At 51.7% G+C, this 10,631-nt stretch carries 15 protein-coding genes; 2 read left to right on the forward strand and 13 right to left on the reverse strand.

Annotated features, from left to right (window positions below):
- Window positions 1-28: 28 nt before the first annotated feature.
- The 12 genes from HGD79_RS07320 to HGD79_RS07370 form a co-directional block, all read right to left on the reverse strand.
- Window positions 29-475 (reverse strand): phage virion morphogenesis protein, encoded by a 447-nt coding sequence (locus tag HGD79_RS07320; protein ID WP_032200200.1) that lies wholly within the window; start codon window positions 473-475, stop codon window positions 29-31.
- The gene (locus tag HGD79_RS07325; protein ID WP_097565924.1) at window positions 468-899 is read right to left on the reverse strand and encodes a phage tail protein; all 432 of its coding nucleotides are present in this window, start codon (window positions 897-899) and stop codon (window positions 468-470) included. Before HGD79_RS07325 ends, HGD79_RS07320 begins: the two co-directional genes overlap by 8 nt.
- Entirely contained in the window at window positions 862-1,110 is a 249-nt protein-coding gene (gene lysC / locus HGD79_RS26565; protein ID WP_223951628.1) for an Rz1-like lysis system protein LysC, read from the reverse strand. Before lysC ends, HGD79_RS07325 begins: the two co-directional genes overlap by 38 nt.
- Window positions 995-1,423, reverse strand: a complete 429-nt coding sequence (lysB, locus tag HGD79_RS07330; protein ID WP_032200198.1) for an Rz-like lysis system protein LysB — start codon at window positions 1,421-1,423, stop codon at window positions 995-997. The genes lysC and lysB overlap by 116 nt, the downstream gene beginning before the upstream one ends.
- Window positions 1,420-1,797, reverse strand: coding sequence for a DNZ54_00345 family protein (locus tag HGD79_RS07335; protein WP_038999994.1), 378 nt, complete (start codon window positions 1,795-1,797; stop codon window positions 1,420-1,422). The genes lysB and HGD79_RS07335 overlap by 4 nt, the downstream gene beginning before the upstream one ends.
- A 1-nt stretch (window position 1,798) precedes the next feature.
- Window positions 1,799-2,311, reverse strand: coding sequence for a lysozyme (locus tag HGD79_RS07340; RefSeq protein ID WP_001069905.1), 513 nt, complete (start codon window positions 2,309-2,311; stop codon window positions 1,799-1,801).
- Window positions 2,292-2,507: an HP1 family phage holin gene (locus HGD79_RS07345; protein ID WP_000171568.1), complete on the reverse strand. Its 216-nt coding sequence runs from the start codon at window positions 2,505-2,507 to the stop codon at window positions 2,292-2,294. Before HGD79_RS07345 ends, HGD79_RS07340 begins: the two co-directional genes overlap by 20 nt.
- 3 nt (window positions 2,508-2,510) lie before the next feature.
- Complete coding sequence (locus HGD79_RS07350; RefSeq protein WP_029364122.1) at window positions 2,511-2,714, reverse strand: tail protein X; 204 nt, start codon at window positions 2,712-2,714, stop codon at window positions 2,511-2,513.
- Entirely contained in the window at window positions 2,714-3,178 is a 465-nt protein-coding gene (locus HGD79_RS07355; protein ID WP_029364121.1) for a head completion/stabilization protein, read from the reverse strand. The genes HGD79_RS07350 and HGD79_RS07355 overlap by 1 nt, the downstream gene beginning before the upstream one ends.
- A 95-nt stretch (window positions 3,179-3,273) precedes the next feature.
- Complete coding sequence (locus tag HGD79_RS07360) at window positions 3,274-3,924, reverse strand: terminase endonuclease subunit (protein ID WP_000059191.1); 651 nt, start codon at window positions 3,922-3,924, stop codon at window positions 3,274-3,276.
- 3 nt (window positions 3,925-3,927) lie between these two features.
- Window positions 3,928-4,986: a phage major capsid protein, P2 family gene (locus HGD79_RS07365; RefSeq protein WP_000742511.1), complete on the reverse strand. Its 1,059-nt coding sequence runs from the start codon at window positions 4,984-4,986 to the stop codon at window positions 3,928-3,930.
- A 16-nt stretch (window positions 4,987-5,002) separates the two neighbouring features.
- A complete protein-coding gene (locus tag HGD79_RS07370) occupies window positions 5,003-5,836 on the reverse strand; it encodes a GPO family capsid scaffolding protein (protein WP_000216237.1) in 834 nt (277 codons plus the stop codon).
- 142 nt (window positions 5,837-5,978) lie between these two features.
- Between HGD79_RS07370 and HGD79_RS07375 the strand changes: the two genes are divergently transcribed.
- Window positions 5,979-7,745 carry a terminase ATPase subunit family protein gene (locus HGD79_RS07375; protein WP_001098431.1) on the forward strand — a complete coding sequence of 589 codons (1,767 nt, stop codon included), beginning with the start codon at window positions 5,979-5,981 and terminating at the stop codon, window positions 7,743-7,745.
- Window positions 7,745-8,776 carry a phage portal protein gene (locus HGD79_RS07380; RefSeq protein ID WP_168848345.1) on the forward strand — a complete coding sequence of 344 codons (1,032 nt, stop codon included), beginning with the start codon at window positions 7,745-7,747 and terminating at the stop codon, window positions 8,774-8,776. The genes HGD79_RS07375 and HGD79_RS07380 overlap by 1 nt, the downstream gene beginning before the upstream one ends.
- 49 nt (window positions 8,777-8,825) lie before the next feature.
- Here HGD79_RS07380 and HGD79_RS07385 read toward each other — a convergent pair whose 3' ends face one another.
- Entirely contained in the window at window positions 8,826-10,583 is a 1,758-nt protein-coding gene (locus HGD79_RS07385; RefSeq protein WP_168848346.1) for a retron Ec67 family RNA-directed DNA polymerase/endonuclease, read from the reverse strand.
- Window positions 10,584-10,631: the final 48 nt, after the last annotated feature.

Here is a 10,631-nt window from a genome sequence, read left to right on the forward strand (position 1 = left end):
GCAACTTGTATCAGTGCTGATACAAAAATCACCCCGCCAGCCATTGCAGAATCATGTCGCGGGTCATTGCCTCAACATCATCATTTACACCCAGAAGGCGACGCTCTGCGTAACGGACCTCCGGTCCTTTGCGGCTGACGCGATCACGTAAGCCGTAGTGATGAACACGGGCAATGCGCTGTACCTTGCCTTCAAACTGCACGCTGGCAGAGTCGGCGCTGGCGGCAGTTTTCAGGTATTTTGTGGTGCGCAGCTTTGCAAACATCTGACGTTTGATACGGCCTTTTTTACTGCGTGCTGTTACCCGTCGCGGTTCATAATTGCTGCCATCTGGATTGCGCTGCATTCTGATATTTTGCTGCTGTGTCCGGCGTAGTTCCTGCGCCAGCTGGCGCATCATGCGGCTTCTTGCGGCTGGCTCCAGATTCGCCAGCAAGGCACTCAGCCAGTCGTCAACTTTCTGCAGTTCAGCCACGTTTCACCGTCCACAATTCTTCAGGTTCATCAGGTTCCGCTATAGCTTCAACGCTCGACACACTGCCGTCAGTGCTGACCAGCACACGCTCCGTCAGTTGCAGGTTGAGGCTGAGATCACAGACATCGTTGCGCAGAATATCCACCTCAAAGGTGAATAGCTTTTCCCGTAACGCCGGGTTATTGATGGCATCGGGCTGGTTATCACGCAGCCACAGCAAAACCGGGGCCATCAGCAGATTCTGGTCGCCGCTGAAATCCTCAATCACCACGTTCAGGGTGTAGCGGTACTCCCATGACATGGAGCTGGCCCCCGTGGCAACCAGCGAACCGTTATCCACAAACAGATGCAGTTTGTCCGGGTTATTGCGGACATAAGGCACTGCTTTATTGAGGGCGTGGCGCAGGGATTGTGGTTTGTTCACTGTTTCGCTCCTGACACGCAATAATCATGTCCACTTTGTCTGCACAGACCGCCCAGGCGGCCTCCGTTTCATCCAGCAACGCGTTCAGATCACCGTTAGTGCGCAGCGTTGCCTGATCCAGCAGACACGGCGTCACTCGCGGACAACCACTGACGGTAAGCTGCACCTCCGGTGAGTGTGGGGCGTTCCCGCATCCGGATAATGTCAGCAGGCAAAGGAGTATCAGCCCAGCGGCGTAAATCCTCGTTCTCACGTTTCAGTTCCTCGATCCGGCGTTGTCGTTGTCTCAGCAGTGCGCTGGTCTGTTCTGCTTTGGCATAGAGCCGCGCCTGCTCCCGGTTATTGGTTTCAGCCAGAATGGACAGGCTGATCAGCTGGCTGTTGCTCTTTGCCAGTGCCTGGCTTTTGCTCCGAAGCTCGTCTGCCTGCGTGCTGATGGTCTGGCTGGCATCAGCCAGCCGCCACGTCTGCCAGCCCAGCGCCGCCAGTAATAACGCCAGCACAACCAGCAGTACCCGGTTCATGCTGCTACCTGTTGCGCCATCTGATTACGGGTGATCCAGAAGGCAATAACGGTCAGCAGATAAAAGACCAGGGTAATAGCCCACCCCGTCCAGGCGAGACTGACGACAATCAGCAATCGCATCATCCAGCTGATAAATACGTTTTCTTTTCGGGTAATTTTCTTCAGCAAAGATGCCCTCAACTCCTGCCAGAGCGGGCCGTTCTTAATTAACGCAGCCAGTGATACCGGAATTACTGCCCATGTCAGCAGACAGGCTACCCAGACACCAGATGCAGCCAGTACCGGAAAAATCCCCTGCGGATACACCATTGCGGCGATTAACAGAGCTATCCATAACATCAGAAACAGCCCGCTAATTACTTTCTTTTTCATTTCAGTTTGCTCCCTGTAAGCACCAGGCCATCTCCCGCGCACGGCGGTTATCCAGCCCCTGATTAAACACACCTTTTACATACACCCAGCGCGGCAACTGTCGGCACGCATCCGCCCAGCGCCGCTGATTGAGCAATTTCACCAGCGTGGAACTGCAGGCATTGCCCGTACCCACGTTGAAGGCAAACGACACCGCAGCGTCATACACCTTCTGCGGTGGCTGTTGCTTCACACACCTTTCCAGTGCCCGCTCCACACGCAGCACGTTGGAGATCAGCCCTTCTGCTGCCTGTCGTTCCGTGATTGTTTTGCCGGGAATAACGCCCGATGTATTACCAATGCCGTCAGTCCAGACACCCGCGCTGCACTGATACGGCTGCAGACGACAGCCTTCGTAATCAGCAATCAGTTTCAGCCCCTCCACGGAGGTGTGAAGCTGCTGAAAACCCGGCAGCGTGGCAGCAATAGCCAGCACGGCCCCGACAAGGCAGCGTTTAACGATTGATGGATTCATAGTCCTCCCGCGAGATCTGCCCGTCGCGCAGAAGCTGGTAGGCTTTGTGTTTGTAGTACCAGTTGATAGCCAGCATCAGCACACCAATCATCAGGCCGCCCAGCGTTGAGGCATCCTTGATGGACAAATCGCCCAGCCAGGCCAGCACGACGGCGATGCAATACGTGATAAAGGCGCTGATTCGCTCAAGCGTCATAATTCAGTCCCATAGCTGGACGGTCTGCACGGTGGTGGTGGTCGGAATGTCCGGCAGCTCCACCAGCAGCCCGTGAGGTAAAAAGGGGCCGTATTCGGCAAGCCCCGGATTTGCCTTCAGTACCTGCTCCGTGACACCCTGCGTGCGCCCGTAATGACGCCAGCAAAGCGCGTCCACCGTGTCATACTGATACGCACGCACTTTCATCAAATAAGCTCCACTGTGCAGTGCGGCGCATCCTGCACCCGGCTGATGGCCCAGCGGGCGTCACGCCACAAATCACCGCTTGCTTCCGCCAGTTCCTCGCCCCGCTTCACACCGGATGCCGTGGCGTCATAGTCCTGGTAACGTTCGTTGAGCATGGCGCGTGCCCAGCAGTAAACCGCGTTGAAATAGTGATGAATGCACTCACTTTTGCCGTCCAGCTGTTCAGCCGGAACCTCTGCCAGCGAGGAATATCCCAGCATCTGCTGGCGTCTGCGAAACTCATACAGCTCTGCGTTGACCTCCGAAATTGCCGACAGCGCAACCTGCTTTAAACGCGGCTGCGTCACCGTGCCGTCAGTGCGCATGACACTGCGAAACTCCGACAGGTCCACATCAGGCCAGAACGGCGTATTTCTGATGATTTCCGCCTGTTCCGGTGCCTGTTCTGGCGCAACAAACTTCATGCTGCTTTCTCCTGAAATAGAGGGCGGTGGACGGGGTTTTGATGTGGCGGTGCCTTTCGCCACCCCGTGCCGCCCGTGCGCGGGGGCACGTTCTGTCAGCGGCTGTCATTGCGCAGTCTGCGCTCCAGCTGCTGTTTGTCTTTTTTCACGCCACAGCGGGGATCGAGCTGTAACGCATGGTTGAGATGATTAAGGGCGGAAGCCGGATTGCTTTCACTCAGGACAGCGCCAATCGCTTTATGCAGACGCGCCCGTGACTGGTCCGGCATATCCAGACCGTCTGTCAGCTCCAGCGTCTGCAACAACAGATCGGCATCAAAGCCGGTGGCGGCAAGCATTGCGCTCTGCGCGGCGTCTGCCATTTCCTCTGCCAGCACGGTCTGCACGTTGCGGTTACCCAGCGGCATCACCCAGCCATGACGCAGGGCATGACGCCCGATCTCCAGCGCTCCGGCATAATCTCCGGCATCAATGCGCCACAGCATCACGTACATCAGCACGTCATCCTGTTGAGCGCCTCCGGCAGCCAGGACACCCTCTGCCCAGGCGGCGTACTTCGGCAGCAGCTCCACCTTGATTTCCGCTTTTTTGACCGTGGACTGAACGCCCTTGAGACGGCGGCGGTCTTCCGCCAGTTGCAGCAGCATCAGGTCATAGCCCGATGCGTGGCGAACACTGCCGCCCTCGCGGGCGGCCTGTTCAGCCTGAACGCGCAGGCGATGCTGCCGTGCGGGACTCAGGCTCATGGATTACGCTCCGGTTTCGGCTGCGGCGGCGCTGAAATCACCAATCTGGATGTTTTCCACCAGTGCGGCGCAGCGGTAGTCCTCAACCACATAGGCTTCGTTAACGGATTCAAAGTTTTCAATCCGGTCACGTTTCGGGTTGTCGATAACTGAACGACGGCGGGTGTCTTCCTGCCAGTAGATGGACAGGTTATCCAGACGGGTGATCAGCAGCGCATTCGGCGGGAAGAACGGCGCACGCACGGCCTGCAGGCCACCCATGCGTTTCTGACTGATGATCATGTCGGCAGCCAGTTTTTCACTGTTTTCCTGCTCTTTGTTGACCAGCGGGAAATACTTGTCAGACAGCAGTTCACGACCACAAATCACCACCAGATCGTCATCGTCCTGGTAGACCACGTCGATAAGCTCATTGACCGCATCCATCACCACAGCGTCCAGGTTGGCATATTCGCCACCTTTCCCGACTTTCACCGCACCCGGTGTGGTTTCGCCGCCCGTGGTGGTGCTGCCCATGACGTGATCCGGTGCATCCTCACGGATTTTCTGCAGCCAGCCTTTGTTCACATCCTGCAGCAGCGGGTTTTCACTACGGTTGGAGGTTTTTGCACGCTTCACGCCGTTAAAGCCGATCATGATGCGGTCCAGTGCCTGACGTTTCACGATGGCGTCACGGATACGCACCTGGAAATCCTGAAACTTCGCCCACAGGTCCAGCTTCGCGTAGGTCAGCACCGTGTCAAAGTTGGTCTGCTCGCATTTATATTCCACATCGACCATCAGCGTCGGATCGACAGGTTCACGCTCTTTCGCGGTGGTGTCAGTGGTTCCGGCAATGGTGCTGCCAACTCCCAACCCCAGCAGCTGACCGGACTGCTCAGTCACTGGCGTGACGTTAATCAGCGTCAGGAAAGCGGCGGACTGCTGGATCTGGTCTTCCAATGTCTGCTGCACGGACGGCTCTACGGTGAACTTGCTGGACAGTTCTTCAACTGCCACACCGTTCAGACGCGCCAGTTGCTGCAGGTAAGCGTTAAAAGCAAAGCGGGTATTCTTCTTCATCAGGTTTTGTGCTCCATCAGCAATTGGTCAGAGTGTCAGCGGGGGCGTTACCGCCTGTTGCACGCTGGCGGTAGTCCTGGCGGCTGTCTTCATGGCTCAGCTTGTCCACCAGTTCGTTAAAGGCGGTCTGCTGTGCCTGCAGGGCAGTCTCCAGCTCAGACAGACGTTCTTCCTGCTCAGACAGGGATTTTTCGGTGCGCGCACTCAGGTTCTGCTGCTCAGTGGCGACCAGCTCCACGGCCTTATGCACATCAGAGAACCGGGCGTCATCGGACTGCTCTTTTTTGGTGAACAGCGCCGTGACACGGGCAAACAGGGACGGTTTGTCATCCTGGATTTCTTCCAGTTCGATCACCGTTTCCTCTGCAGCGGTAAAAAGATTGGCGGGATTCTGCTTGCGGTTTGCCAGCGGGTTATGGGCTGCACTGGCGCTGAATGTCAGCATTTCAGTGCCCAGACTGGCAGGGTCATCAGTGGCAGCCAGGCCGACCAGGTAGGCTTTGCCCGTATCAGCGAACTTCGGGCTGACTTCCATAGAGGTGAATAATTTCTGGCCTTTTTTCACCAGTTCCACCAGGGACTCCGTTGGCTCAACGTCGGCATACAGCGCCATCTTGCCTGCCAGCGGACCTTCCGTGATTTCTTCAGCAAACAGCGCCGTCACCTTGCCGTAGCGGTTAAAGGTGCTGTCCGGCAGATAAGACTTGATGTGCTCAAGGTTAATCAGCGCGGTATACACCGCCGGGTTGTAGCTGGCTGCCATCTGTTCCAGCCATTCACGCTGGATTTCGCGTCCGTCGGTGGTGGCACCTTCCACCCCGATGCGAAAACGCTTTGCTTTCACTGTCATGAGCCGTGCTCCGTTAGAAAAAACTTACTGGAGCCTTATGGTTGCGGTGATGGGGGCAGTGAAACAATGCGCGGTATTTGTACCGACAACCACACAAACCGCAGGCGGGGAAAGCCGTCATTCAAGGCTGTAGGTTTGTGCCATGAACACCACACTGACACCCGCAGATCTCGATCCCCGTCGGCAGGCCATGCTGCTGTACTTTCAGGGATACCGCGTAGCCCGCATTGCTGAAATGCTGGGCGAGAAAGTTGCAACCGTTCACAGCTGGAAAAAACGCGACAAGTGGGGTGACTATGGGCCGCTGGATCAGATGCAGCTCACCACCGCCGCACGCTACTGCCAGCTCATTATGAAGGAGCACAAAGAAGGGAAAGATTTCAAAGAGATTGACCTGCTGGCGCGCCAGTCTGAGCGCCACGCGCGGATCGGCAAGTTTAACAATGGCGGCAACGAAGCCGACTTAAACCCTAACGTCGCCAACCGCAATAAAGGCCCACGCCGTCAGCCGGAAAAGAATGTTTTCACCGATGAGCAGATTGAGAAGCTGGAAGAAATCTTCCATTCCTCCATGTTCAACTACCAGCGCCACTGGTGGGAAGCCGGAAAAACCAACCGCATCCGCAACCTGCTGAAGTCACGCCAGATCGGCGCGACCTTCTATTTTGCCCGTGAAGCCCTGATTGACGCCCTGCTTACCGGACGTAACCAGATTTTCCTTTCTGCCAGTAAGGCTCAGGCCCACGTCTTTAAACAATACATCATCGACTTCGCCAAAGAAGTCGAGGTGGAGCTAAAAGGCGATCCGATGGTGCTTCCTAACGGAGCCACGCTTTACTTCCTCGGCACCAATGCCCGCACGGCCCAGAGTTATCACGGCAACCTGTATCTGGATGAATATTTCTGGATACCGAAATTCCAGGAGCTGCGCAAAGTGGCTTCCGGGATGGCTATTCACAAAAAATGGCGACAAACCTATTTTTCCACGCCATCCAGCCTGACCCACAGTGCTTATCCGTTCTGGTCCGGTGCGCTGTTCAACCGTGGACGCAACAAAGCTGACAAGGTGGACATCGACCTGTCCCACAGCAATCTGGCCCCCGGCCTGCTGTGCGCAGACGGGCAATACCGCCAGATAGTCACCGTGGAAGATGCGGTGCGCGGCGGCTGTAACCTGTTCGACCTCGACCAGCTACGCATGGAGTACAGCCCGGACGAATACCAGAACCTGTTGATGTGCGAGTTCGTGGACGATCTCGCGTCCGTGTTCCCGCTCAGCGAACTGCAGGCGTGCATGGTGGACAGCTGGGAAGTCTGGACTGACTTTCATGCACTGGCCCTGCGCCCGTTTGGCTGGCGCGAAGTGTGGATCGGTTATGACCCGGCAAAAGGTACGCAGAACGGCGACAGTGCCGGATGCGTGGTGGTGGCTCCGCCAGCCGTGCCGGGTGGTAAGTTCCGCATTCTTGAGCGTCACCAGTGGCGCGGGATGGACTTCCGCGCCCAGGCTGACGCCATCAAAAAACTCACCGAACAGTACAACGTGACCTATATCGGTATCGACTCAACCGGCGTTGGTCACGGGGTTTATGAGAACGTGAAAGCGTTCTTTCCTGCCGTCCGGGAGTTTGTCTACAACCCCAATGTTAAAAACGCCCTGGTACTCAAGGCCTACGACATTATCAGCCACCGCCGTCTGGAGTTTGACGCCGGGCACACCGACATTGCGCAGTCATTCATGGCAATCCGTCGCGCCACCACCGCCAGCGGCAACCGCCCGACCTATGAAGCCAGCCGCAGCGAAGAAGCCAGCCACGCCGATCTGGCCTGGGCAACGATGCACGCACTGTTTAACGAACCGCTGCAGGGCGAATCCGCCAATACCAGCAATATTGTGGAGATTTTTTGATGGGAAAGAGTAAGAAAAACCGCGCTGCGGCGACGAATCAGCTCAAGCATAAAAGCCAGACTTCAGCCGAAGCATTCAGCTTTGGCGATCCCGTTCCTGTTCTGGACCGCCGTGAACTGCTGGACTATGTGGAATGCGTACAGATGGACCGCTGGTATGAGCCGCCCGTCAGCTTTGACGGACTGGCACGAACCTTCCGCGCTGCCGTGCATCACAGCTCACCGATTGCAGTAAAATGCAACATTCTGACCAGTACCTACATCCCTCACCCGCTGCTCAGCCAGCAGGCTTTTTCACGTTTTGTGCAGGACTATCTGGTATTTGGTAACGCCTACCTGGAGAAACGCACGAACCGCTTCGGTGAAGTTATCGCCCTTGAGCCTGCTCTGGCAAAATACACCCGACGCGGGTTAGACCTGGATACCTACTGGTTTGTGCAATATGGTATGACAACCCAGCCGTATCAGTTCACGAAAGGCAGCATTTTTCATCTGATGGAACCGGACATTAACCAGGAGATCTACGGCCTACCCGGCTATCTTTCTGCCATTCCGTCCGCCCTGCTCAATGAGTCCGCCACGCTGTTCCGCCGCAAGTATTACATTAACGGTAGTCATGCAGGCTTCATCATGTACATGACCGATGCTGCGCAGAACCAGGAGGACGTGAACAACCTCCGCAATGCAATGAAAAGTGCCAAAGGTCCGGGTAACTTCCGCAACCTGTTTATGTACTCGCCTAACGGCAAAAAGGACGGCCTTCAGATCATCCCTTTGTCAGAAGTTGCGGCGAAGGATGAGTTTCTAAATATCAAGAACGTGAGCCGGGATGACATGATGGCAGCACATCGCGTTCCGCCACAGATGATGGGGATAATGCCAAATAATGTCGGGGGATTTGGGGATGTGAAAAAGGCTAGTAAAGTATTCGTAAGAAACGAATTGATATCAATGCAAAAACGGATCAAGGAGATTAATGTCTGGTTAGGTACAGATATTATCGCATTTACAGAATATAACTTAGATATGTAATCGTCCCACAATACAAGGCAAAGAGCATACTCTTTGCCTGTGATTACAGTTATACTTTGCACCTCTTTGAATAATCTGCAATAATTTCCTCAATACCATCAAAAATAACTTTAAACTTTTCAAAACTAATTGTTTTACAATTTGCCTTTATAACCTTTGTTGAAAACACATGCTTACCATATTCTGTTTTTGTATCCGTATCATTAGATTTATTAAATGTCTTTCCATCAAGCACCGTTGATAGTACCGTGCTATCAAATAAATCCTCCATACAAGACTCTTTCCCTCCAGGAAGCAATGGTGTTAATAACAAATAGAGATTGTCAAATATGTGGGTATACCTTGCCTTACGAATAGTATCAACATCATTTGGACAATTTTTTACTTTATCCTTTAAGTGATTTAATAAATCTTTAGGGCCTGAGTCATTATCAAGAAGCATAATAACAGGGTGCTTTGGTTTAAATTTCTCGAACCTCTTTTTTTGTTCTTGGTATCTTAATATAAATCTTTTGAAGTCTGTAGCACCGCCAGAAATGTCAAGAAAATAGCTTGTTTTTTCAGTTGCTTTAAAAAAATTAACACGATACTCATTTTTAGAGCTATCATCAGAAGAATTAAACAATAAAGGATATGAATTCGCCAATGACTTCAAAGCACACTTTAAATATACACGGTCTGTTTTACCCTCAGTGAGTATTGTTGGCATTTCCATTCCATGAAAATTTTTATAGTATAGAAAATAACTGTAGGCTTTTTCTCTCGAATTCAATTTTGCAGTGTAGTTTAATCCATGATTTACACTTTGGTACTTTTCCAACTGTCTTGCGTTCTTTAGTTTTAAATTATTATATTTATCTATTGAGTCAATAAATCCAAAACGGCCTTCTAATTTAGCACATGTACCTTTTTCAATCTTTCCTGATTCAGTAACAATAACAAAAGAACCATCTTTATAAAGAGAATGAGCCATGGCACGCGTTACTTTTGCATATTCTTTGCCAACATTCACTTTTTTATTAACAGTCAACCCAGTAACATCTTGTCGTGATGTTTTATAACAAACCCTTGTCTTTTTATCATTTATTTTAAAGCCAGCCTTTATAATCTCTTTAATTAAAGTTGGACTTAGGGTTACAGACTCTCCGCCAACATCAGCAATCTCTTTTGGAAATGTTTTTTTATTAGTTGAAAATGTAAGATCATCAGCATACCGTGAATAATTGCATCCGTATTTCTTTGCTAACTTTGATAATCTTATATCAAGAATTCCACTGATTAAGTTACTTATAATTGGAGAGCATGGGCTTCCTTGAGGAAGTCCATTCTGAAAACATGCAATTTGTGCGATCGTTGTAGCAACAGTATTATTTAATCTAAAATCTCTGTTTGATAAGAAAAAACCTCTAACACGTCCAAAATTAAAACTATCAAAATAATCCTCAAGGTCTATATTTAGTAGTAGCGTTTTACCTCTATGCCGTTCAGCATTCGTAATAATTGACTTTTCTTTTTCAAACCCATGAGATAAAACTTGATTAATATTATATTTTTTATAAATTTCTGCACGACATAAATATAAAACATCAGCTAATCTACGTTGAATATCTTTGAGCTTAGTGGTAGGTGCTGATATGACTCTCGGCGCTCCGTTTTTTTTAGGGATAGTAAATTGTGTATACTGCGTTTCAGCTTTTAAACGATAAATAACATCCGTAAGAAAAGCAGTTTTAAGATTCAAGATACTAGCCAAATCTTGCCTGTTAGCAGCGTTTTGTAAACGTTCTAAAATTGATAGGGGTGCCATATCTAAAAATCAACCTTGATTATCAGTTAGGGTAGGCACATGTAGGCA

It is taken from the genome of Escherichia sp. SCLE84 (genome assembly GCF_012584495.1).
GTDB lineage: Bacteria > Pseudomonadota > Gammaproteobacteria > Enterobacterales > Enterobacteriaceae > ECMA0423.

Excerpts from the sequence above, each read along its gene's own strand:
- lysB (WP_032200198.1), bottom strand. The coding sequence starts at position 1,423 with ATGAACCGGGTACTGCTGGTTGTGCTGGCGTTATTACTGGCGGCGCTG.
- HGD79_RS07335 (WP_038999994.1), bottom strand. The coding sequence starts at position 1,797 with ATGAAAAAGAAAGTAATTAGCGGGCTGTTTCTGATGTTATGGATAGCT.
- HGD79_RS07340 (WP_001069905.1), bottom strand. The coding sequence starts at position 2,311 with ATGAATCCATCAATCGTTAAACGCTGCCTTGTCGGGGCCGTGCTGGCT.
- HGD79_RS07345 (WP_000171568.1), bottom strand. The coding sequence starts at position 2,507 with ATGACGCTTGAGCGAATCAGCGCCTTTATCACGTATTGCATCGCCGTC.
- HGD79_RS07350 (WP_029364122.1), bottom strand. The coding sequence starts at position 2,714 with ATGAAAGTGCGTGCGTATCAGTATGACACGGTGGACGCGCTTTGCTGG.
- HGD79_RS07355 (WP_029364121.1), bottom strand. The coding sequence starts at position 3,178 with ATGAAGTTTGTTGCGCCAGAACAGGCACCGGAACAGGCGGAAATCATC.
- HGD79_RS07360 (WP_000059191.1), bottom strand. The coding sequence starts at position 3,924 with ATGAGCCTGAGTCCCGCACGGCAGCATCGCCTGCGCGTTCAGGCTGAA.
- HGD79_RS07365 (WP_000742511.1), bottom strand. The coding sequence starts at position 4,986 with ATGAAGAAGAATACCCGCTTTGCTTTTAACGCTTACCTGCAGCAACTG.
- HGD79_RS07370 (WP_000216237.1), bottom strand. The coding sequence starts at position 5,836 with ATGACAGTGAAAGCAAAGCGTTTTCGCATCGGGGTGGAAGGTGCCACC.
- HGD79_RS07375 (WP_001098431.1), top strand. The coding sequence starts at position 5,979 with ATGAACACCACACTGACACCCGCAGATCTCGATCCCCGTCGGCAGGCC.
- HGD79_RS07380 (WP_168848345.1), top strand. The coding sequence starts at position 7,745 with ATGGGAAAGAGTAAGAAAAACCGCGCTGCGGCGACGAATCAGCTCAAG.
- HGD79_RS07385 (WP_168848346.1), bottom strand. The coding sequence starts at position 10,583 with ATGGCACCCCTATCAATTTTAGAACGTTTACAAAACGCTGCTAACAGG.